Source organism: Saccharothrix luteola (assembly GCF_020859565.1).
Taxonomy (GTDB): Bacteria; Actinomycetota; Actinomycetes; order Mycobacteriales; family Pseudonocardiaceae; genus Actinosynnema; species Actinosynnema luteola.
This window is the reverse complement of sequence record NZ_JAJHUO010000002.1, coordinates 40,523-64,151: the sequence shown is the minus strand read 5'-3', so window position 1 is coordinate 64,151 and position 23,629 is coordinate 40,523. Positions and strand designations below refer to the sequence as shown.

14 protein-coding genes are annotated in these 23,629 nt (G+C 67.1%); 9 read left to right on the top strand and 5 right to left on the bottom strand.

The annotated features are described in order from the left end of the window. Window positions 1-96 precede the first annotated feature (96 nt). From LNK82_RS02095 to LNK82_RS02085, 3 genes are all read left to right on the top strand, one after another. Window positions 97-771: a TetR/AcrR family transcriptional regulator gene (locus tag LNK82_RS02095; protein ID WP_230565176.1), complete on the top strand. Its 675-nt coding sequence runs from the start codon at window positions 97-99 to the stop codon at window positions 769-771. Between the two features lie 117 nt (window positions 772-888). Further along, a complete protein-coding gene (locus LNK82_RS02090; protein WP_230565175.1) occupies window positions 889-2,217 on the top strand; it encodes an MFS transporter in 1,329 nt (442 codons plus the stop codon). A gap of 140 nt (window positions 2,218-2,357) precedes the next feature. Further along, window positions 2,358-2,513: a hypothetical protein gene (locus LNK82_RS02085; protein WP_230565174.1), complete on the top strand. Its 156-nt coding sequence runs from the start codon at window positions 2,358-2,360 to the stop codon at window positions 2,511-2,513. A 103-nt stretch (window positions 2,514-2,616) separates the two neighbouring features. Here LNK82_RS02085 and LNK82_RS02080 read toward each other — a convergent pair whose 3' ends face one another. The 3 genes from LNK82_RS02080 to LNK82_RS02070 form a co-directional block, all read right to left on the bottom strand. Beyond that, window positions 2,617-3,441 carry an integrase core domain-containing protein gene (locus LNK82_RS02080; RefSeq protein ID WP_230565173.1) on the bottom strand — a complete coding sequence of 275 codons (825 nt, stop codon included), beginning with the start codon at window positions 3,439-3,441 and terminating at the stop codon, window positions 2,617-2,619. 19 nt (window positions 3,442-3,460) lie between these two features. Continuing rightward, entirely contained in the window at window positions 3,461-3,685 is a 225-nt protein-coding gene (locus tag LNK82_RS02075) for a hypothetical protein (RefSeq protein WP_230565172.1), read from the bottom strand. Window positions 3,686-4,177: 492 nt separating this feature from the next. Then, window positions 4,178-4,933, bottom strand: coding sequence for an FHA domain-containing protein (locus LNK82_RS02070; RefSeq protein ID WP_230565171.1), 756 nt, complete (start codon window positions 4,931-4,933; stop codon window positions 4,178-4,180). Between the two features lie 151 nt (window positions 4,934-5,084). Between LNK82_RS02070 and LNK82_RS02065 the strand changes: the two genes are divergently transcribed. The 3 genes from LNK82_RS02065 (at window position 5,085) to LNK82_RS02055 (ending at window position 13,611) form a co-directional block, all read left to right on the top strand. Then, on the top strand, window positions 5,085-11,624 hold the full coding sequence (locus tag LNK82_RS02065; RefSeq protein WP_230565170.1) for a golvesin C-terminal-like domain-containing protein: 6,540 nt from the start codon (window positions 5,085-5,087) through the stop codon (window positions 11,622-11,624). Window positions 11,625-11,632: 8 nt separating this feature from the next. Further along, the gene (locus tag LNK82_RS02060) at window positions 11,633-11,986 is read left to right on the top strand and encodes a hypothetical protein (RefSeq protein ID WP_230565169.1); all 354 of its coding nucleotides are present in this window, start codon (window positions 11,633-11,635) and stop codon (window positions 11,984-11,986) included. A 629-nt stretch (window positions 11,987-12,615) separates the two neighbouring features. Continuing rightward, window positions 12,616-13,611 carry a YncE family protein gene (locus LNK82_RS02055; RefSeq protein WP_230565168.1) on the top strand — a complete coding sequence of 332 codons (996 nt, stop codon included), beginning with the start codon at window positions 12,616-12,618 and terminating at the stop codon, window positions 13,609-13,611. Between the two features lie 90 nt (window positions 13,612-13,701). Here LNK82_RS02055 and LNK82_RS02050 read toward each other — a convergent pair whose 3' ends face one another. Further along, window positions 13,702-15,063, bottom strand: a complete 1,362-nt coding sequence (locus tag LNK82_RS02050) for a cellulase family glycosylhydrolase (protein WP_230565167.1) — start codon at window positions 15,061-15,063, stop codon at window positions 13,702-13,704. A 305-nt stretch (window positions 15,064-15,368) separates the two neighbouring features. On the opposite strand from LNK82_RS02050, the gene LNK82_RS02045 reads away from it, so the two are divergent. The 3 genes from LNK82_RS02045 (at window position 15,369) to LNK82_RS02035 (ending at window position 21,351) form a co-directional block, all read left to right on the top strand. Beyond that, entirely contained in the window at window positions 15,369-17,840 is a 2,472-nt protein-coding gene (locus tag LNK82_RS02045) for a chondroitinase-B domain-containing protein (RefSeq protein ID WP_230565166.1), read from the top strand. A gap of 860 nt (window positions 17,841-18,700) precedes the next feature. Continuing rightward, window positions 18,701-20,023: a glycoside hydrolase family 16 protein gene (locus tag LNK82_RS47540; protein WP_230565165.1), complete on the top strand. Its 1,323-nt coding sequence runs from the start codon at window positions 18,701-18,703 to the stop codon at window positions 20,021-20,023. A 341-nt stretch (window positions 20,024-20,364) separates the two neighbouring features. Then, window positions 20,365-21,351: an IS630 family transposase gene (locus LNK82_RS02035; protein WP_230565164.1), complete on the top strand. Its 987-nt coding sequence runs from the start codon at window positions 20,365-20,367 to the stop codon at window positions 21,349-21,351. A 203-nt stretch (window positions 21,352-21,554) separates the two neighbouring features. Here the strand turns inward: LNK82_RS02035 and LNK82_RS02030 are convergent, their stop codons facing one another. Beyond that, window positions 21,555-23,312, bottom strand: a complete 1,758-nt coding sequence (locus LNK82_RS02030; RefSeq protein WP_308257142.1) for a serine/threonine-protein kinase — start codon at window positions 23,310-23,312, stop codon at window positions 21,555-21,557. Window positions 23,313-23,629: the final 317 nt, after the last annotated feature.

The window sequence follows — 23,629 nt, the reverse complement described above, 5'->3', positions numbered from 1 at the left end:
ACGTACCAGATAGTTACTTAGCCGTGCGTTGGGACGCCCCGGACCGCGCACCTCGCTACAGTGGCGACACAGATCCACGGTCGGAGAGGGAAGTCGTTGGCCGCTCAGGTTCCCGGTGCCATTCCGGCACGACGCCCCGCCGACGGACCGGACCGCGGCCGGGACCCCGACCGGACCCGCGCCGACATCCTCGACGTCGCCACCACCGAGTTCGCCGACAAGGGGTACGCGGGCGCCAGGGTGGACGAGATCGCCGCGAAGACGAGCACCACCAAGCGGATGATCTACTACTACTTCGGCAACAAGGAACAGCTCTACATCGCGGTACTGGAGCGGGCCTACACCGGCATCCGGACCATCGAGCGGGAACTGGACGTCGAGCACCTCGACCCCGTCGACGCCATCCGGCGGCTGGCCGAGCTCACGTTCGACCACCACGAGTCCCACCCGGACTTCGTCCGACTGGTCAGCATCGAGAACATCGACCGCGCCGAGCACATCGCCCGCTCCTCCGTGCTGACCGGCCTGGCCTCCCCCGCGCTCGACGTGCTGGCCAGGATCCTCGACCGGGGCCGGGAATCGGGCGTCTTCCGCGACGACGTCGACCCGCTCGACGTGCACATGGTGATCAGCGCGTTCTGCGTGTTCCGCACGGCCAACCGGCACACCTTCAACGCGATCTTCAAGCGCGACATGCTCGACCCCGCCCTGCGCGCCCACTACCGCGGGATGCTCTGCGACCTCGTCCTGGCGCACCTGACCGTCCGCTGATCGTCACCCCTTGACAAAGTGACCGCCGCCACATCAGCCTAATTAACTATCTAGTCCGTTCGCTCGATCGGCCCGGCTGCTGACCTCGCAACGACGCCTGACACCAGGAGCACCCCAGTGACCACGCAACGGGCAGGCAAGCCCCGGCAGGCCGCGGTCGCGGCCTGGATCGGGAGCGCTCTGGAGTACTACGACTTCTTCATCTACGGCACCGCCGCGGCGCTGGTGTTCAACAAGGTGTTCTTCCCGGCGTCCGATCCGGCCACCGGCACCCTGCTGTCCGTGGCGACCTTCGGCGTCGGCTACGTGGCGCGGCCCGTCGGCGCGTTCCTGCTCGGCCACGTCGGCGACCGCCTGGGGCGCAAGAAGGTGCTGGTCTTCACGCTCATGCTGATGGGCGTGGCCACGTTCCTGGTGGGCTGCCTGCCCACGTACGACCAGGCCGGTGTGCTGGCTCCCGTCATGCTCGTGCTGCTGCGGCTGCTCCAAGGCCTGTCGGCCTCGGGCGAGCAGGCGGGCGCGAACTCGATGACGCTCGAACACGCACCGACGCACCGCCGCGCGTACTACACGAGCTTCACGCTCAGCGGCACCCAGGCCGGTCAGATCCTCGCCACCGCGGTATTCCTGCCCGTGGCCGCGCTCCCCGAGGAGGCGCTGCTGTCCTGGGGTTGGCGGGTGCCGTTCTGGGCCAGCTTCGTCGTCGTCGTGGCCGGCTACGTCATCCGACGCCGTCTGGAGGAGACACCGGTGTTCGAGCGGCAGAAGGCCACCGGCAGCGTGGCCCGCCTGCCGGTCGCCGTGCTGTTCCGCGAGCACTGGCGCGACGTGCTCCGCGTCGTGCAAGCGTCACTCATCGCCTCCGTGAGCACCATCTTCACCGTCTACGCGCTGAGCTACGCGGTGAACACCGTCGGACTCGACCGGTCGTCCATGCTGTGGGTCGGTGTGCTGGCCAACGTCGTCGCCCTGCTCGCTCTCCCCCTGTGGGCCACGCTCGCCGACCGGGTGGGCCGCAAACCCGTGTTCATCACCGGCTCGGTTGGCTGCGCCGTGCTGGTGTTCGCCTACTTCGCCGCCATCTCGGCGGGCAACTACCCGATGATCTTCCTGGTCGGCATCGTCATGTTCGGCGTCGTCTACAGCGCCGCCAACGGCATCTGGCCCGCGTTCTACGGCGAGATGTTCAAGACCGGCGTCCGGCTGTCCGGCATGGCGATCGGCACCCAGATCGGCTTCGCCATCGCAGGTTTCGCCCCCACCATCGGCGCCGCCATCGCCGGGACCGGCACCACCGGCTGGATCCCGGTCGCGGTGCTCACCGCCGCGCTCTGCGCGGTCAACATCGCCGCCGTCGCGGCCGCCCGGGAAACGTTCCGGGTGCCCACCGAGGACCTGGGTGTCCGGCCCACCCGAACCCCTGACACCGACGTCACCGCTACCTGAACCGCGTGCACTCAGGTCGCCGGCGTCAGGGATCGCCGCGGCACCCTCGGTCAGGGCGCGATTCCCCCGCCGGGGGTCGGACTCGGGTGTGGTACGAGGCGGGGCGGTAGTCGGGATCGTGGAAACCCCCGCTGCCGTAGGTGCTGTCGAACGTCGTGCAGGAGTCCGCGATCGACTGCGGTGTCGGCTTCCGGCCGGTGCGCACCCAGTTGTCGAGGGCGGCGATGGAGGTGGCGTACTCGGACGCGCTGAGGTCGTCGTGCTCGGACTCCGTGGTGAACGTCTGGACGAGGTGACCGTCCCGGCCCGCGCCCTCGAACGCCACGATCCTGGCCGGTCGTGCACCTTGGCTGAGGCCTTGTGAGGTGTCAAAAGTCGGCCACATGGCCTGACCTGCGGTTAGGCGGCTGCGTGTCCGTATTTGTTGATCAGGCCGCCGAGGACTGGTCGGCGGCGTATCGAGGTGCAGCTCGACTTTGCGATCGGGTGGTCTGGTCGTGCCGGTGTGAGTTGTAGGGCTTGGTGTGGTCTGCGGTGGTTGTAGTGGGTCGCGTAGCGCTGCAGCACCGTCCGCAGGTGCTGTTCGTTGATGATGAGCAGTCGGTCGGTGGCTTCGCGTCTGGCGGTCCCGACGAACCGCTCGGCGTAGGCGTTGGCTCGCGGACACCGTGGTGGGATCTTCACAACCTGGATGCCTGCGCCGGAAAGGACCGCATCGAACGACGTGGTGAACTGGCCGGCCCAGTCTCGGATGAGGAACCGGAAGTCGTCTGCCCGGTCGCAGAAGTACGCCAACAGGTTGCGGGCTTGTTGGGTGGTCCATGCCGCGTCGGGGTTCGTGGTGGTGCCGAGGATTTGGACGTAGCGGGTGGCGACCTCCATCACGAATAACAAGTAGCTCCGCTTGAGGGTGACGGCGCAGTCGACGTGGAAGAAGTCGCAGACCAGCATGCCAGCTGTCTGGGCGCGGAGAAAACTTCGCCAGGAGATGTCGGTATCGCGCCGGGGCGCGGGCGGTATCCGCAGGCGCTTGAGCACGCGCCGTACCGTCGAGTCGGCTACTCGGTGGCCGAGCTTGAGCAGCTCGCCCTGGATCCGGCGGTAGCCCCAGCCGGTGTTCTCCGCGCCATGCGCTCGATCAACGCCACGATGGTGTCGTCGACCGGCGGTCGGCCGGTGCGACTGGGATAGGGCCACTTCATTGCGACCAGGCGCCGGTGCCATCGCAGGATGGTTCCCGGTGTCACCAACGAGTGCTCGCGCAACCGCCGAGGGAGTCGGCGAACCAGCGCGGCGAGCACAGCACGATCGCCCAGTCCAACCGCGGGCGGGGGTTGGTCCGGGGCAGCACGGCGACCTCATGCCACAGTACAAGCAACTCCACGTACTTGACGGCGGAGGACCGGCCGAGCAGGACCAGCCAGTCGCCGAGTCGGACGAAGATCAGGTACAGCAGTCGTAACGCCACACCTCACGATCATGCCCTGGAGGTCCAGCGTGCGCGATCGTCGCAGCTCAGCATCCCAGTGCAGAGTTCTGGCACCCCACAGGGCGACGCGGCGGCCGGACCCGACAAGGTCGAGGACTTTGCGCCGGAACTCGGGTGGGTACCGCTTGGGCATCGTGGGTTGTCCTCCGGGCTACTGAGATGAGTGATCATTCAGCAACCCGGCTCCGTACAACCAGGGGAGGATCAATCCTTTTCCTTATCGAACAAGGAAAGCCACGGTCGACATTCCGACTTTCAGCGTGTGGGACCCATTCCTCTGTTGAGTCAGACCGCGGCCGGCGCTGGGCCGGGGCCGCAAAACCCCCGAAGAGCTTGCCGCTGCCGCCCGCCGTGGTGGAAGGGCATGAGGCAGAGTGACTGGTGTCGCCGGCCGAGTGCGGCGAGCTGAGCCCGATCATCGGGTGACAGGAGCGGGCTGGCATAGGCGCGCGCCGGCGGAACCGGTTCCGCTCAGGGCAACGGGTCGAGCAGGGCCAGGTCCGGTGGCACGAGGCTGGTGGACAGCACCAGTTCGCGCAGCAGGTTGTCGTTGAGGGTGTTGCCGACGGGTTCTCCGACCTCCTCGCGGAGCAGGCCGTGGACACCACCGGCCGATAACCGCGCGCGGACGTCGGCGACCATGTGCTCGACGCGCTTGACGCTCCAGTTCGCGTCCGGCTGCAGCTCCGCCAGCATGTGCGCGGCCTGCTGACGGGACACGGGCTGGGGGTTGGCCTCGTGCAGCAGGTAGCGCTGGCCCAGCACGACGAGCAGGAGGTGCTCGTCGTGAGTGAACCGCCATCGCGTCGGCGGCTGGGTCACCGAGTCGTGCTGGGGCACCGGCTGCTTGGCCGTGCCGTCGGCGACGTACAGCTCGAGCAGATGTTCCCGCTCGCGGGAACCGCGGACGAACAGCGGCGTGTAGCCGCTGTTCAGCGGAACCGATTCCTCGTCTCGGAACAACCACCGGGTCCCGGGCAGGCGGATCGGCAACTGCCCGGTGTTGCTCACCCACCAGTGGCCGTCGCGACGGGTGAGCACGCCGTGCCGCCGGCTGACCCGCAGATCGTTCTCGCCGACGCACAGGTCGACGTTGGGACGGTTGCGCCCGAACCAGACCGTGTGCCCTTCGACGGGGTCGATGTGCAGATGCCCTGTCAGCGCACGGGCGACGATGGCCCCCGGGGCGGCGTGCGGCACGCCGCGGGCCAGGCTCTCATGGTTCATCGCGCTCCCTAGGTCCGCCGACAGTGTGACAACGCCGTCCGGGACCCGTCCCGGAAACCGCCCCACTCGCGCTTCCGCGCGGCACGGATCGGGACCGGTCCCCCGCGCGGGGTTCATTGTTCCCCGGTACCTCCGGATGAAGGGGACGAACATGGGGGCACTCTCGCGAGCGGGCCGCTTATCCGCGTTGTCCGTGCTCGTGGCGGCACTCATCGCGCCGACGCCGCCGGCGTTCGCTCACACGGCGCACACGCCCGCCCGTGTCGCCGCACCGCCGTCCGCGCGGTGCGCCACGCTCGGCGTGGTCGACGTGAAGAGACCGGTCCGGCATTCACCGGAACCGCGTGCCGTCGTGCGCGCGATGGCCGTGAACGCGGCGTACTCCGCGCCGGACACGCCGCGCCGGATGATCCCCGGCGACGAGTACGCGGTGCGGGTCACGCTCACCAACACCACCACGACCCCGTTCAGCGCCGCGCAGCACGCGTTGTCCTACCACTGGACGCTGCCCGGCGGCACCGACGGGACGCCTGCCGACCGGCTGGAGACGAAGCTCCCCGACCTCGCGCCCGGCGCAACTGTCACGGTTGACGCCAAGGTCGAGGCACCGACGCTGGCCGATATCGGCAACGAACGCGAGCAGTTCGTGCTGCGCTGGGACGTCCGCGACACCGCGACCCACCGGTGGCTCTCCGAGACGGCCGGGGTGCCGACGCTGGACCAGGACGTGCGGGTCGAGCGGCCCACCTCCGGCCAGCTCGGGCTGGAGCAGTTCTACCAGTACGGCGGGATCGGCACCGGCGCGGGCGGGAACCTGTCGGTGAACCAGTTCTCCGGCAACGCGGTGTGGGGCTACGACGCGCTGACCAACCCGAGCCGCGGTCTCGCGAGCTTCGCCCGGTTCACCTACAACAGCGCCGACACGTCGGACTCCTACACCGGCACCGGTTGGTCGGTCACCGCGTCCACGCTGAACCGGCTGGGCACGCCGCTGGAGTTCAGCGGCACCGGCTGGGCCCCGATGGTGACGCTCGTCGACGGTGACGGCACCGGCCACTTCTTCGAGCTGAACAAGAACGGCAGCGAGGACTCCGCGCACTGGACCTACGACAGCCCCGCAGGCGTCCACCTCTACCTGCGCCACCTGCCGAAGGAAGAGGACAGCCGCCGCTGGGTCTTCACGACGCCGGAGCGCACGCACTTCTACTTCGACCATCAGGGCTACCACACGTCCACGGTGGAGAAGAACGGCAACACCATGACGTTCTCCTACGAGCAGGCGCTCGTGGGCGGGCGGACCGCCAAGGTGCTCACGCACGTCACCGACGCCACCGGGAGGCGCACCCTCACTCTGGACTACTACCAGCGCGACGACCCGTTCACCGTCTTCCGCGGTGACCGGAAGGTCAGCGGAGCCAAGCTGGCCGAAGCGGCGGTCATCGACCAGCTCAAGTCCGTCACCGACGTCTCGGGTCGGATCATCCACCTGACCTACGGTGAGCACGGCGCGTTGCAGGAGATCGTGGACGGCGCCGGGCGCCCCGAGGCCAAGACGTTCACGTTCTTCTACGACAGCACCACCGCGAACCTGATCCGGGTGGTCGACCCGCTGGGCCACTCGACCGGCCTGGAGTACTTCACCGACGACGCGGATCCCCTGCGCAAGGGCCACGTCCGCACCGTGAAGGACCGCCGGGGCTCCGCGATCGGGTTCGACTACGCCGATCCGGACGGCACGAAGGGCTCCGAGATCGACGCGAGCCTCACCGACGGCAACGGCCACACCTCCCGTGCCCTGATCGACGGGTTCGGGCGCCCGACCCGGCTCACGGACGCCAAGAAGCAGGTCACCACCCTGCACTGGGACGAGGACAACAACGTCATCCGCCTGGTGGAGAACAACGGCGCCACCACCAGTTGGGTGTACGACCAGAAGACCGGCTTCCCGCTGGAGATCCGCGATGCGGAGGCCAACAAGCAGAACTGGCCGCCGACCAGGCTCACCTACCGGACCGCGATGGACGGTCACGTCGCCGACCTCACCGAGAAGGTGACGCCGGAGGGCCGCAAGTGGCTCTTCGTCCACGACGACAACGGCAACCTGCTCTCGGTCACCGATCCCAAGGGCACGGCGACCGAGGACCCCAACGACTACACCTCGCGGTACTCGCACGACGAGTTCGGGCACCTGATCGACCAGACGAACGCCAACGGACACACCACGGTGTTCGGCGACTACGACCCCAACGGGTTCCCGCAGATCATCACCGACGCGCTGAACTGCGCGTCCCGGTTCCGCTACGACGATATCGGCAACGTCGTCTCCACGGTGGACGCACGGGGCAAGACGAGCACCTTCACGTACGACATCTTCAAGCGCCCCCTGGACTCCAGGGAACCCAAGGACCAGGCGGCCGGCGTCTACATCGTCACCCCGGGCCCGCGCTACGACGCCAACGACAACATCGTGACCAGCACCGCCGCGAACGGCGCGGTCACCCGCGTCCTGTACGACGAGATGGACCAGCAGGTCGCGGTCTACGCGCCCAAGGATACGCCGGACGGCCCGGAGAAGCTCACGACGTCCGTCTACGACCCGGTCGGCAACCTCGTCAAGCAGACACTGCCCAAGGGCATGCTGACGTCCGGGGATCCCAACGACTTCAGCGTCACCATGGCCTACGACGAACTCGGCCAGCTGCTGCACGCCGTCGACGTCAACGGCAACCGCGTCAGCGCCGAGTACGACGACGTCGGCAACCTGGTGAAGGAGGTCGACGCCAGGAAGAACAGAACGCCGGACGTCAACGACTTCACCACCCGGTACGTCTTCGACGCCAACCACCAGGTCGTGGAGACCGTCGACGCCGAGCAGCACTCGACGAAGACCCGCTACGACAAGGACGGCAACGTCGTCGCGAGCACCGACGAGGACGGCAACGAAACCCTCATCACGCTGGACGAACGGGGCAACCAGAAAGAAGTCCGATCACCGCACGACAACCCTGGCGGCACGATCCGCTACTTCACCACGCAGTACGAGTACGACCAGGTCGGCAACCTGACCCGGACGATCAACCCGCGTGGCGTCGACACCCCGAACCAGCGCCACGACTTCGTCGCCGAAACGGTCTACGACGAGCTGAACCGCGCTCGCGAGGAGATCCTGCCCTACGACCCGGGCGACTCCGAGCACAAGTCGCCGGTGAGCACGATCTACAGCTACGACGAGCTCGGCCAGGTCACCGAGGTCAGCGCACCACCGTCACGCGGGCAGTCCACCCGCAACATCACCCGCCAGACCTACTTCGACAACGGCTGGGTGCGCACGTCCACCGACGCCTGGGACATCAAGACCTCCTACGACTACACGGCGACCGGACAGCAGTCGAACCGCACGGTGACGAGCGCGGGCGGGTCGTCGCACCGCGTGCAGACCTGGGAGTACTACCCAGACGGCAAGCTCAGGACGCGCGCCGACGACGGCGTGCCGGTCGGTCAGGAAGTCGTGCTGGTCGACAACGCCAACGCCGTCCGCACGCAAGCGACACCGGGGTGGCGCACGGCCGAATCCGATCGAGGCTTCCAGGGCTCCAAGTACCGGACGACCGACAAGCGCAACCCGAACGAGAAGTTCGTCTGGAAGGCCCCAATCCCCACCGACGGCGACTACGAGGTCCTCGTCAGCTACCCCGAGGGCACCGCGACCGACGCGACCTACACCGTCGAGCACAACAACGGCAGCAGCACGGTCAAGGTCGACCAGTCCAAGCGCGCGGGCGAATGGATCAGCCTCGGCAAGTTCGCGTTCACCGCGGGCCATACGCGCAACGTCACGTTGTCCGGCCAGGCCAACGGCACTGTGTCGGCCGATGCCGTGCAGCTGGTGCGGGACAACAGCGCGGACGTCGACGACGAGAGGAAAGTCTTCAGCCACTTCTACGACGCCAACGACAACCTGGTGTCACTGATCGACTCATCGCCGGGCACGCCCGTCGACGAGTTCAAGGTGACCTACGACGGGCTGGACCTCGCGACCAAGGTCGACGAGTTGGACGACGGGTCGGTCGAGGCCACCACCGAGTACCGCTACAACGAGAACAACGACCTCACCTTCGCGAAGTTCGACGGCAAGTCCGCGTTCTACGAGTACAACGCGCGCGACCTCGTGTCCAAGGTCGTCAACAAGAAGAGCGACGGCGACTCGGGCCGCGAGACGACCTTCGCCTACACCAAGCGCGGGCACATCTCCCGTCAGGTGAAGGGCAACGGCAACACCGTCGACTTCACCTACTACCTCGACGGCTTGGTGAAGCGGCAGACCGAGAAGAACTCGGGCGAGGTCGTGCTCGACCACCAGTTGGAGTACGACTCGAACTCCAACCGCAGCCGCGACAAGAGCAAGAAGCAGGACGCCGACGACCACGACAACTTCATCGACAACGACACCGAGTACACCTACGACCCGCGCGACCGCATCCGCAAGGTCGACAAGAACGGCGACGGCGACCGCACGGAGAACTACAAGCACGACGACAACGGCAACGTCTGGGACCAGGAACTCGACGGCAAGGGGACGGAGTTCGAGTACGACCGCAACCGCCTGGTGTCATCGGAGACCGACGACGAGGAGGAGTCGAACTACGACTACGACGCCTTCGGCAAGCTGAAGAAGGTCACCCAGTCCGGTGAAGAGCTGGCGCGCTATAAGTACGACGGCTTCGACCGCAAGATCGAGCACGCCAAGGACGACGGCGACAAGGTCACGACGTACACCTACGACCCGCTCGACCGCGAGCGCACCAAGGAGGAGGACGACGGCGAGACCACGGTCCTGCACTACCTCGGCCTGTCCGAGCAGGTGCTGACCGAGGAGGAGGACGGCGACCTCACCAAGAGCTACCAGTACTCCGCCGACGGCGAGATGCTGGGGCAGATCCACTACGACGACGGCGACGAGGACCAGGTCTACCTGAGCTTCAACGCCCACTCTGACGTGGAGATGGTCACCGACTCCGACGGCGACGCCCAGTCCACCTACGGCTACACCGCCTACGGCGAGGACGACGTCAAGGACTTCACCGGGGACGACAAGCCGGACCCGCTGGTCCCGGACAAGGACGAGAAGAACTCCTACCGGTTCAACACGGCCAGGCACGACAAGGACAGCGGCACCTACGACATGGGTGCCCGCGACTACGCACCGGGCCTGAACCGCTTCCTGACGCTCGATCTGTACAACGGCGCCCTCAGCGACCTGGGCATGACCACGGATCCGTGGACGAACAACAGGTACACGTTCGGTGCGGGCAACCCGCTGTCCCAGGTCGAGATCGACGGCCACGGCTGGTTCGACGAGGCCGGCAAGTGGGTCTCCGACAACTCCTCGGCCATCGGCCACGCCGCGCTGGACGTCGCCGGCGTGATCCCGGTCGTCGGCGAAGCAGCAGACCTCGCCAACGCCGCCTGGTACGCCGCCGAGGGCGACTACGCCAACGCCGCCCTGTCCACGCTCGCCGCCGTCCCCTTCGCCGGGTGGGCCGCCACCGCCGTCAAGGCCGGCAAGTACGCCGTCAAGGGCGCCGACGCCGCACAGGGCGCGGGCAAGGCCGCGGAAGGCGCAGGCAAGGCGGCAGACACCACGGCCACCGCGAACACCGCCGCCAAGGCCGCCGATGCCGGCGCCAACGGCGCCAAAACCGCACCCACTCCCAAACCATCGCCCAAGGTCGGCGGTCCATCGGCGGGCAAACCCGCCGGTGCCGGTGGCGGGAAGGCCGGTGGGACGGCCAGCACCGGGCAGAAGCAGTCCGGCGGCGGGTCCGGCGGCGGACAGGCCGCGAACGGCGGCGGGTCGAGTGCCACCAAGAGCAGTGGCACCAACGGCGGCGGGTCCAGCGGCGGCAGTGGGCAAAACAGCTGCCGGATGCACAGCTTCGTCGCCACAACCCTGGTTCTGATGGCGGATGGCTCGACCAAGCCAATCGCCGAGGTTGAGATCGGCGACAAGGTCGAAGCGACCAACCCGACCACCGGCGAAACCACCGACCGCGACGTCATCGACACCATCGTCCACACCGACGAAGGTGACATGACCAAGTTGACCGTCACGGCCGACGACGGCACCACCGGCACCGTCGACGCCACCTCCTGGCACCCGGTGTGGGTCGACGCCGAGGGTCGCTTCGTCAACATCGGCGAATTGAAGCCAGGCCAGCGCCTGACCTCGGTTGATGGCACCTCGCCAATGGTCATCGGTGCCGACCGTTACACACACTTCGAACCAGTCTACGACCTCACCATTGACGGCGTCCACACGTACTATGTGCTCGCTGGCAATGCACCGGTACTCGTACACAACTGCGGCGAGAAAGAGGTCCAGGACGCCATCCAGAATGCTTACCCTGAGCGGAATGTGCGCAATGGCGGCGATGTTCGTCGTCCAGACGGGACGCAATTGACCGACCATGACGTCTACGACGACGATTTCCTGTGCGAGGTGGCATGTGGTCGTGGAACGGGTAAGGTGGCCCAGATGGGAGAGCGAATCCTTCCGAGCGCAGGTGGGCGACGCGTCGCGATCTACGGTCCGAAACTCAAGGGTAGCGTCGTGAAGGGGATCGAGAAACTAGGCGTTCCGGTATTCAGAAATTTGGATGATCTGATTGCCTGGGTCGGACCAAAGCCATGACAGAGACCGTGACCCTGGTTGTCGACGACCAGACAGTCGACCTGATTAAACTAGCAGCGTTCGCGCAGCCGGTCGGCGACGTATCAATCGATGGAGCAGTGCTGACGCTTCAATCGGGCGGCGAACGCTGCTATGCGGTGAAGGTGTCCGATCCCGAAGCCGACGGAATCTTCGATGATTGGCCCGAGGCTCACGTCCCAAAATCACCGAGCGCCATTTTTAGCGTCGATTACCGTACACCCGATCTCGTTGTTGCACTTGTGCATTCAATTGCACAATGGCGATCGTTGACCGTCGACACGAACTACGGCCAAGTTGTGTCGGGTGGAGACCTGGTTCCCGACATGTTGCGGCCTACCTGACGACTTCTAGGTAATCCCCGTCTCGTCACCACTGTTGTTGAATGGCCGCCCGATTCGGCCACAAACCGTAGCGGGCGACTGTACGCGGATGTCCTTGTCTGTGTCGGTTGCCGTCACGGTCGCCACCAAGCGCGGATCACCCATTAAAGTTCACCAATCAGGGACGACGGAACGGTCGAGCACATCTTTGCCTCAGGGGGCGATGCCACACCGACAGCAGGTCTATCAAAGGGGATTTTTGATCGCTATAGAGAGTCGAAAGAGTGACGATGTCGAGATAGTCGATCCCGCCGTATACGGTAAGGACATGCCGCGCGCTCAAGAGCATCTGTGGAAGTATGAGCGAGCCGTTGCGAATGTGCGTCGAAGCCGCACCGGTCATCCACTGGACGAAGTTCGACAGGCCCTTCTCACGGAATTCGAATCGGAGGGCCTGGCCGTATGGAACGAAGTGGCAGACGATTCCGCTCGTCACATCACCGGAAGGATGGGCGAGACGTAGGGCCGACATCGCGCAGTCGACGACTCTCTCGCGTGACGGAGGAGTTTCAGGAGGTAATCCACTACGCCACGCACAATACCTTTCCGTCAACAAGACGACGATCTCCATACTTAATGGCAAGGTGGAAATGAGACGCAGAATCATCAAGGCCCTTAGTGCTTTTTTGGTAATGACAGCCCTAGTAGCAGCTACCGCGCCCTCGGCATCTGCGGCGACGGCCCTGCCGTTGTCCGGCTTCGGCGACATAGCGGTGGACCAGGCGAACCAGAGGGTCTTCGTCAGCGGTGGGCCGACGTCCAACGGCATCGTGGTGACGGACTTCGCGGGCAACGTGGTCAAGTCGATCAACAGCCAGTCCGGTGCCACCGGGCTGGAGATGTCGGCGGACGGCACCCTCCTGTTCGCCGCACTGGCGGCCGGTGACGCGATCTCGGTGATCAGCACGACGACCCTCACCGAGACGCACCGCTACGCGACCGGTCCGTGCCCGACCCACCTGGCCAGGTCGAAGACCACGGTCTGGTTCGGTTACGGCTGCGAGGGCACCTTCGCCGGCAAGATCGGCAAGCTGGAGCACCTGGCCGCGAAGCCGGTCACCGGCGACCTGCAGGGCGCGACGCGATACCAGCGCGCCCCGCTGCTCACCGCGACCGACACGGACATGCTGATCGCCGGCCAGTTGGCGCTGAGCCTGTCCACGGTCCAGGTGTATTACATCGAGGCCGGCGCCCTCACCCCCGACTCGACGGGTGAGGTGGGCGCGAGCCTGGTCGACCTGGACCTGACCCCGGACGGCCTGACACTGCACAGCGCGGCCGGGTCGCGGGATCGGGTAGAGGCGTGGTCGCCGACGAACCTCGCGCGCAGGGGTGCGTATGCGGCCAGGCCGCGGCCCAACGCGGTGGCCGTCACCGAGCGTTTCGTCGCGGTCGGCGCGCTCACCGGCGACGCGAACGACGTGATGATCTACGAGCACGGCGGTTCCGTGCCGACATCCACGCGGGCATTGCCCACGGGCCACACCGTGGTTCCGCGAGGGCTCGCGTGGGGTGCGGACCGGCTGTTCGTGATCACCAGTCGCGATAACCAGCCGCAGCCGAACATCGAGATCTTCACCGTGTGACAAGACCTGCGCCGACGTGGACGGGTCCACGTCGGCGCAGGTCACTCGCGTTCGGCTGGCTACGTCGAGGTGTCAAGATCGAGCCTTGGACTACCTGCTCGCGGCGCGGAAGTGCGTCTGCGACGCGGTGTCGGCGTCGAGGTTGCCCATCTCGCAGGCGTCCGGTTGGCCACCGGGCTGCCAGGCCCACCCGAACGCGCCGGCGCTGTCCTCGATGTAGGCGTCGAGCTTCTCCGACACCTGCTCGGCCCGAGCGGCGAACGAGCGGGCACAGCCTTCTCCCGTCGCGTTGGCGGACATCCCGAATTCACCGACGACGAGCGGCTTGCCCACCGAATTCGCCTTGGCCGCGTCGTAGTGGGCGGAGATCACGGCGTCCGCGTCGAACTCGTGCACGGACGCGATGTCCACGCCGCGTGAACCGGAGAGCGCGCGGTAGTTCGCCTCACCCCCGACGGCCTGAGGGGAGAGGGTTCCGGCGGAGAACAGCCGGTCGGGATCGACACCGGAGGCGATGTCACCCATGGCGTTGTAGAAGTCCCGGACCTGGCGCCACGTGTTGTCCCCGCCCGGTTCGTTGAAGTACTCGAACCAGGCGATGGCGGTCTCGCCGCGGTAGCGCTCAAGCAGGTTCACCATGTGTTGGCGGTAGGCGTCGCGTTCCTGCGGGCTGCCGAACCACTCGGGTGTCTTGGAGGTCTCGCCGCAGCCGGCGATCGCGTCGTCGAGGGTGATCGTGAGGTAGACGTTGTGCCGCCGCGCCGACGTGACCGCGGCGTCGAGGGCGGCGATGTCCCAGCCCTCGAAGAAGAACAGCCGGACCGCGCCGTGGCCGTCGTGTCGCATGCCGGCGAACCAGGCGTCGACCTGCGCCGAGGTCATCTTCTCGTCGTCACGGCCGCAGTCACCGCTCCAGACGGCGGAGTTGTAGCCGGTGAACCACCAGTCCTGGCCGTTGCGCTGGATGTTGTCGCCTAGCGCGGTGATGCGCGGCAACGCGGGCAGCGGTGTGCCGATCAGTTCGGCGGAGTCGAGCGAGAACGTGGGGGCGGTGACGGTGATGGTGACCGTGTGAGGGCCTGCGGGGAGCACCGGAGAGGTGAAGAAGGGCACGTTGTCCTGCCGCAGTGCCGACTGCTGCGAAACGGTTGTGGGTGCGCCTGCGTCGATGGTGACGGTCGCGGTGCCGTGGTGTGGCGCTGTAGCGCCCTTCAGGATGACCTGAGTACCGGTGAACCGGAGCTGGGCACGGGCCCCCGCCGCGTTGGTGAAGTGGTCGTCGCCGTTGTACTTCGCCGGTCTGTCGGTGGTGGTTCCCCACGTGCCGCTCGGATAGGTGAAGTACGTCGAGTCGGAGTCGTTGACGACCAGGCCGGTGCTCTCGGCGACGGCGGGCACGACGGCGACCGCGAGCATGGTCAGCGTTGCCGCCAAAGGGATTACGAGTCTCATGGGCCGGTTGTACAGCGGCTCTTCGGGACCGGTCCCTGGCTGTCTCCGTACTTTGACCCGAGACCCGGTCCGCCCGCCTGTCGATTCGGAAGGCGCAGGCGGACGTCGCGCTGCACTACCGCCGCGATCGGATAGCGGGAAGCGCCTGGTGTGCCGCCTGCTCGCAGGCTCGCACTCCTGCAGAGGAGAGGTCGATGAAACGAGCATGTTGCGCCGTCGTGGTGGCGGTCATCGCAAGTGCAGGTGCAGGTGCAGGTGCCACCGCGGACGCGGCGGCAGCGGTGGCGGGGCCTCCGTTGGCGGTCGTGGGCGCCACGGCCAGTGGGCACGACGGCAACGTTCCGGCCAACACCCTCGACAACGACCTGACCACCCGCTGGTCCGCCGAGGGTGACGGGGTGTGGATCCGGTACGACCTCGGGTCGCCCCAGACCGTCGGCTCGGTCTCGATCGCCTGGCACAAGGGCGACACCAGGACGACGACCTTCGACGTCCAGCTGTCGGGTGACGGGTCGTCGTGGACGACCGCACTGGAGCGCGAGACCAGCACCGGCGGCACGGTCCGACCGGAGCTCTACGACTTCCCGGACGGGTCAGCGCGCTACCTGCGCGTGGTCGGCTACGGCAACACAGTGAACGACTGGACCAGCATCACCGAGACAACGGTCAACGGAGCCGACGGCGGTGGCACGTGCACCTACCCGGCCGGTGTGCTGGACCTGGCGAACTGGCAGCTCCGGCTGCCCATCGGGGCGGACGAGAGCCCCACCAGCATCCATCAACCGCAACTCGCGACGTACTCGGTCGACCCGTGGTTCGTCACCACCCCGTCTTGCGACGCGGTCCGGTTCCGCGCCGCGGTCAACGGCGTCGTCGCCGGCGGGTCCAGCCACCCCAGCTCCGAGCTGCGGGAGATGACCGGCTCGGGCACCACTGAGGCCGCGTGGTCGTCCACGTCCGGGACTCACACGATGGTGGTCGACCAGGCCATCACCGCGCTGCCCGAGGGCAAGCCGCACGTCGTCGCCGGGCAGGTCCACGACGGCAGCGGCGAGGTCTCCGGCTTCCGGCTGGAGGGCAGCGACCTCTACATCACCAACGGCGACACCGCCCACCACAAGCTTCTGACGAGCGACTACGTGTTGGGCACGAGGTTCCAGACGAGGTTTGTCGTCGGCGGCGGCCAGATCAAAGCTTACTACAACGGAGTTCTGCAGACCACGATCTCGAAGAGCTTCACCGGCGGCTACTTCAAAGCGGGCGCCTACACGCAGGCCAACTGCACGAACTCGAGCCCATGCGGCGCCGGCAACTACGGCGAGGTCCAGGTCTACGGGCTGAGCGTCACGCACGACGGGGACCAGGGCACCGGCCGCACGGTCAACGTCTCCGACTCCGCCCAACTGCGAAGCGCGTTCGGCACCGCGCAGGCCGGGGACCGCATCGTGCTCGCGGACGGTCGTTACACGATGAGCAAGATGACCGGCCGCCACGGGACCGCCACCGCGCCCATCACCGTCGTCGCGGCGAACCGCGGTCAAGCAGTGGTCGACGACGGGCAGCTGGAGGTGGCGAACTCCTCCTATGTGACCGTCGAAGGTCTCAAGTGGACCAACAGCGACACGCTGAAGATCACCAGCTCCACCAACGTGCGCCTGACCCGCAACCACTTCCGGCTGACCGAGGATTCGTCTCTGAAGTGGGTGATCATCCAGGGCGCCGACAGTCATCACAACCGGATCGACCACAACCTGTTCGAGGAGAAGCACCAGCTGGGGAACTTCATCACGATCGACGGCTCGGACACCCAGCAGTCGCAGCACGACCTCATCGACCACAACCACTTCCGCAACACCGGGCCGCGGACGAGCAACGGAATGGAGGCCGTCCGGGTCGGCTGGAGCGGGATCTCCCGGTCGAGCGGGTTCACCATCGTCGAGTCGAACCTGTTCGAGAACTGCGACGGCGACCCCGAGATCATCTCCGTCAAGAGCAACGACAACACCGTCCGGTACAACACGTTTCGCACGTCGCAGGGCACGTTGTCACACCGGCACGGCAACCGCGGCACGTTCCACGGCAACTTCTTCCTCGGCGGCGGCAAGGCCGGGACCGGCGGCATTCGGGTCTACGGCCAGGACCACAAGATCTACAACAACCACTTCGAGGGCCTGACCGGCACCGGCTACGACGCCGCGTTGCAACTCGACGGAGGTGATGTGGACACCTCGGGCGCGTTGAACGCCCATTGGCGGGTCTACCGGGCGACGGTCGCGCACAACACCTTCGTCGACAACGTGTCGAACATCGAGATCGGGGCCAACTACTCCCTCCCTCCGGTCGACCTGGTCATCACCGACAACGTGGTCACCGGCAGCCAGGGGAAGCTGTTCAACGAGCGCAAGGCGCCGGTGAACGCGACCTACGCCGGCAACATCGCGTGGCCGACCGGTTCGGCGACCGCGGGTGTCACGAAGCCCGCCGACGCCGTCAGGGTGGTCGACCCGCTGCTGGTCGGCGAGGGGTCGCCGTACCGGATCGGCGCGGGCAGCCCGGCCATCGACGCCGGCACCGGCCGCCACCCCTTCATCACCGACGACATGGACGGGCAGGCCCGCACCGGTGTCGCGGACGTCGGCGCGGACGAGTGGTCCACCGCCCCGGTCACCCGCGGTCCGCTCGACGCGGGCGACATCGGTCCGACCGCGCCACACCAGGCGACGACAGGGCTGTCGTTCGAGGTCGAGTCGGTGCGCGACATACCGGGCACGTCGTGACCGAGACCGTCAACGGTCAGGGCCAGCATCCTGCCGATGGCGATGGACAGCGCGACCGGGACGTCGGGCCGGCTGACCGCGGTACCGGATCGTTGAGCACGCAGTATCCGCTCGCCGGTCAGCTCCCCTATCCGGCTCGGGTGCGGCGACCTCCCGGTCAGGGCGAAGTCCTTTCCCGGCGTGTCGATGGTCGGCCCAGGTCAATTCCAATCGGTGCGGTGTGCCGGGACCCGCCTACCTCGATTCACAACCTCCACGGCGGCAGTCGCCGAACGCGTGACGATTCCTGCGAGTCACTATCGAATCCTGTCGGCGCTGCCCGCTCCCCTCTCGCGGACAGAGTCGATCGCATTGTCGTTCTGCACTCGCCTTACGCCGGCCCGTTCCCGAGGCAGTGGTGCCCCGGTCTGGACGGAACGCACCCGCCGGCGCAGGGGACCCGTCCCGACGCGCTCTCGCGGACAGGCTCGACGAGTCAGGGGACCGGTCCCGGTGCGGTTGCCCATACTGTCGTCGGACCTAAGGTGCCCGATCAACCACGAGAGCCTGGACTGGCCCCGCCAGTGCTTCGGGCGCGCTCACCGCTGCGAGCGCGCTTACCAGAAACACACAACAGCTCTCGTTCCAGCGGGCCTCACCAGGGTCTGACGGTGCTCGATCCGGGTCCTCGAACGCGCCGTCCTGGCGACCACAGCTGACCACGCGCAGAGCGCGCGCTGATTCGCCTGGTCCGAGCACGTACGTCGGCGATCAGCAGGCGTTCAGCGGTGGTCGCCATGCTCCGTCATGACCGTCAACGACCACAAGGAGAGCAGTTCATGGCCGTTCAGCGACGACGATGGGTCCTCGGCGGAGGCGTCGTGGGTGTCACGACCGCGCTGGTGCTCGGCGGGGTGTCGGTGGCGCAGCCCCCGGCCGGCACCGGGACGAACGTGTCGACATGCAACAACCCGGTGCTGAACAAGACTCTGGCGGAGTGGGGGCCACTGAGGGGTGCGACTCCCACCCGCGAACCCGTCAGCGACCACCAAACGGCGAGGTTCGCCTATGTGCAGCAGAACAATCCGGTGGCGACCCCGTCGCTCTACCTGCCGCAGCAGCCGGTGAGGGCGGGCGAGCGGTGGACATTCGGCTACGACGTCGCCGCCACCCAAGCCGGTCGCGCCCGCGTCGAGGTCGACTGGTACTCCACGCCAGAGGGCGACAACAGCGGGTACCTGGGCCACATCGACGGTCCGTGGGTGTCCTTGCCTGCGTCCGGCTGGACCCGTGTCGCCGCCGACCTGACCGCGCCGCCCGGCGCGGTGCGGGCCAACGTGCTCAGCGACCACGAGTACACCGCCGCCGGTGCGAGCTTCCGGGCGACCGCATGCGATTACCGGGTCGGCGCAACCGCGCCCATCACCACAGAGCCGACGACCACCAGCCCGAGCACGACGAGCACCACCACTACGACGACCCAGCCCGGAGGCCAGACGCAGGCAGCCGTCCGCTACGGCTGGGGTACGCCGCAGCCGATCTCGGACGAGTTCGACTACACGGGCCCGGTCGACCCGACCAAGTGGGCGACGCCCAGCGGTACGGTGGGCGGCACGCAGGGCTGTTGGGAAGGCCACGCAGGCAACGGCAGGCGCTGCGCGAAGAACTCCGCGGTGGCCGGCGGGATCATGACCATGACCGGTGAGGCCAACGGCGACACCGGCTGGCTCAGGCAGAAGCTGGACCGCCAGTACGGCAAGTGGGAGATCCGGTCCCGCTCGCGCAATACCGGCGCCTCCGGCGGCCTCTACCACCCGCTGCACCTGATCTGGCCGACCTCGGGGAAGCGGCTGATCGACGGCGAGTACGACTGGGTGGAGTACTCGAACCCCGACGAACAGTGCCTGTCGGCGTTCCTGCACTACCCGAAGAGCCCGAACGACAACAAGGTCTACCGCGAGATCTGCCCGGTCGACATGACCCAGTGGCACAACTTCGCCTTCGAGTGGAGCCCCACCGCGCTCGTCGGCTACGTCGACGGCGTCGAGTGGTTCCGCCTGTCCGGCGGCGCAGGCCCGGACGGCCGGACGGACATCCAGGCCATGCCGTCGGGCCACCTCAACATCCAGCTGGACAACTTCACCGGTGCCGGCGGCCTGCGGCCCGCGGTGTTCGAGGTCGACTGGGTCCGCGTCTACTACTGAGTCCTCGGGTCACGATGCACCGAGCTGCGGTGCACCGTGCACCGTGCACCGTGCACCGTGGAACACGAGGACATGATCGTGAGGTGTGGCGTCACGACTGCCGTACCTGATCTTCGATCGACTCGGACGCCCGCCGGGCAACCGCCCTCCGATCCGACCGGGCCAGCCGGTTCACCGCCTCTCCCGACACCGTCCTCGGCGACGCCCGCCATCGAAGCCGTGAAGACCTCACCGCGCTGTCCCCCAAGCACTATTGAACCGAAAGTGATCCCTTACCTGTAAGTTGATCACTCGCGATCGAGGTGGAGAACGCGCGTCGGCTGTCGCCGGCGGAGCGCGAGGTGCTGCGATTGCGTGTGGTGGCCGCGCTGGAGTCGGGCAGGGTGGAGAGTTACCGGCAGGCGACCGGGGTGTTCGGGGTGTCCGAACGGTCGGTGGGCACCTGGTGGCGCGCCTATCTCCGGGAGGGGTGCGAGGGACTGGCGGTGCGGCAAGGGCGTCGTCCCGGGCCGGCCGAGCTGATCGGCGACGAGGAGCGGGGCACGCTGTTCGCGGCGATGGCCGACTACACGCCCGAGGAGTTGCTGATCGGCGGCCCGTTGTGGACCCGTCAGGCGGTGGTCGAACCGATCAGGCTGGTCGTCGGCGTGGTGATGACCGAGCAGGGTGTCGGGTTGTGGCTGCGCCGACACGGGCTCACCCCGCAACGCCCCGCCCGCAATACTTACGGGCAGCGACCGGCCGCGGTACGGGCCTGGCTCGACGAGCAGTACCCGGCGATCGAGACACGGGCGAAGGCCGAGGGTGCGGTGATCGCGTGGGTCGACCAGTGCGGACTGCGCCCGGACGCCGCCGGGCCGGGCCGTTCCCGAGCGACCAAGGGGCGGACGCCGGTGGTACGGGTGACCGGGAAACGACTGCGGGTCAACGTGATGTCCGCCGTGGCCCCGAGGGGCGCGTTGTGGTTCACCGTGTTCACCGGCCGTTTCACCGCACCGGTTTTCACCACGTTCCTCGATCGCGTGGCACGCCAGGCCGGTCGGAAGGTGCACGTCATCGCGGACCGGCACCCGGTCCACCGCAGCAAGGCCGCCCGCACCTGGCTGGAGGCCAACGTCAACCCCGTCGAACTGCACCTGATGCCCGCCTACAGCCCCGAGCCCAACCCGGATGAGCTGCTCAACACCGCCTCAAACGCAACGTCAACGCCTCCTGCCCACACCGCCGACAGGCTTGCCCAAAGAACACGCCGCTTCCTGCACCGACGCCGGCCGCATATCGTCCTCGGCTACTTCCAGACACGCCACGTCCGCTACGCCATCGTGTAGGCAACCGAGTGATTTCGGCTCAATGACTTTCGAGCGGCACAGGTCGGCGTCGATGCGGTTGATCGGATCAGGATGCCGTTGACGACTACGTCGACCAGACCTCGCCGCTTGGCCGTCCGCAGTGCGATCCGCAGCTTCGGAGCCGCTGGGCTGATCCTTCGATGCTTCTCCAGCGTTACGTTTCGTTTGACGGGCCGGAAAGTCTACCGCGGTTCCCGTCCAGTCCGGCGCACGACGTCCTTGACGAAGTCGAGGGTCGGCCTGCCCGCCCTGGACAGCACCCCCTCGGAGTTGAAGTTCCAGGCGAACAGGCCATACCCGGTGAGTTCGGCGATCGACACGTCGGACAGCAGCGCCCGAACCTCCCCGTCGGCGACGTTGTCCGTTCTCTTGTTGCCATAGGCGGCTACCATGACCGGGCCGTACTCGCCGAGGATGCGGACGGATTGCCGCACGTCGTCCACATTGCCCAGCGGCTCCTTGGCGATGACGGACTGGAAGTCCGACGCCGCCAGCACGTCGGCGAAGTGGCTGAACATGGACCGACCGTAACCCATTCTCGGGTCGTCGTTCCTGGCCTGCCACGCGTCCCAGCCCAGCGCCACCCGCGAGTTGGGCGCCTCTTCGTGGAAGATCCGCAAGACCTCGAGGTAACGGTCCTTCAACGCCTTGTAGTACGCCGTGCTCGAGGCTTCGTCGGCGTAGTACCCGTCCTTACACCCCATCTTGTTGACGTCCTGGAACACGGTGACGTAGAGGGGCGGACCGTCGACCTGCCCGGCGAAGATGCGCGCGAGGGAGCGCATGTGCCGAGGGAAATCGGAAGTCAGCACGTAGGCCCGGCCGCAGCCGACGCCGTGCGCGGTGGTGACACTGATTTCAGGATCGTCGACCTCCCAGTCCGACACGATCAGGTGCAATGCGTAGCCCTCCGCATAGGCCTCGGGTACCGCGGCGTCGCCCCAGGGTGTCATTTTCGACAGGTCGCTGGGCTTGTGGTAGGTAGTGGTCAACATACGGACCGGGGTGTCCCGCACCAATTCGCTCGCCAGCACGGAGTTGAGCTGGTCGCCAACGCCGTACAGCAGCTTGCCGTCGCCGCCGGGTGGGGCGGCGCGGCGGGACGAGCCCGGCGCATCGGCCACGGCGCTCGGCCTGTCCGAATCGCGTACGAGAACCACAACGGCGGCGACCAGCACCGCGACCATGCCGACACCTGCACCCACCAGCACGCCTCGGGTGGGCCGCCGCCCGCAGGATCTCGCGAGGAGCTTCGCTGCCTCGTCCGCGGTGGGCCGGCGGGACGGGCTCGGCTCGGTCAGCCTGGCCAGGAGGTCCGCGAAGCGTCCGTTCGCCTGGTCGTGGCCCTTGACGGCAGCCGCCAGCGTGGTTCCCAGCGAGTACACGTCGGCAGCCGACGTGACGCGGTGGCCATCGCGCACCTCCGGGGCCATGTAGGCGGGAGTCCCGGTGTTCTGCTGGGTCCCGGTCCGCGTGACCTGGTCCCACGTCGTGATGCCGAGGTCGATCAGCTTCGCCGTGCCGTCGTCGGTGACGAGAATGTTGCCCGGCGTGACATCCCGGTGCACCATGCCCTTGGCGTGCATTGCGGACAGCGCGGTAGCGATCTGCGCGCCGACACGGGCCGCGCGGCTCGGGGAGATCGGGCCGTCCTCCCGGATCATCTCGGCAAGGCTGCGCGCCGGCAGGTACTCCATGACCAACCACCGCCGGTCGCCCTCCTCGACCACGTCGAAGACCGAGACCACGTTGGGGTGGTGCAGCCCCGCTCCGATCCTGGCCTCACGGCGGATCTCCTCCTCGTCGCCGGTGCTGGTCTCCTTGAGAGCCACCGCCCGGCGTAGTTCGAGGTCGGTGGCCTGCCAGACCTTTCCCATGCCGCCCGCACCGATGACGTCCCCGACCCGGTACCGACCGGCTACGACTTCCCCACTACGCACCGAATCAGACTAGTGACTCTCCGGAGGTATGTGCACTCGCCCGAACGGTGGAGGTTCGCGACTGTTCGGAGCGGTATTCCGGATCGTTGTTCAAGGCTGACGGGGTTCAAATCTCTTGAAAAAATCGTCCTGCCCCTTAGACCCAATACCAGTGACTTAGAGAGGTTTGCGCTGCTTGTTGGCGGAGACGGTGCGGTAGTGCGGTGCGATCCGGACTGCCTCGGCGGGGTCGCGGGTGGGCTGTAGACAGGTCCGGTGCTGGGAGCGTTTGAGTTTGTAGCCGGACATTTTGCGTTTGACCACGCGGGGGTTGCTGC

Bases quoted from the DNA above. Each gene is read 5' to 3' on its own strand.
- LNK82_RS02050 (WP_230565167.1), bottom strand. From the start codon at position 15,063: ATGAGACTCGTAATCCCTTTGGCGGCAACGCTGACCATGCTCGCGGTC.
- LNK82_RS02055 (WP_230565168.1), top strand. From the start codon at position 12,616: ATGAGACGCAGAATCATCAAGGCCCTTAGTGCTTTTTTGGTAATGACA.
- LNK82_RS02080 (WP_230565173.1), bottom strand. From the start codon at position 3,441: ATGGCACCGGCGCCTGGTCGCAATGAAGTGGCCCTATCCCAGTCGCAC.
- LNK82_RS02065 (WP_230565170.1), top strand. From the start codon at position 5,085: ATGGGGGCACTCTCGCGAGCGGGCCGCTTATCCGCGTTGTCCGTGCTC.
- LNK82_RS02070 (WP_230565171.1), bottom strand. From the start codon at position 4,933: ATGAACCATGAGAGCCTGGCCCGCGGCGTGCCGCACGCCGCCCCGGGG.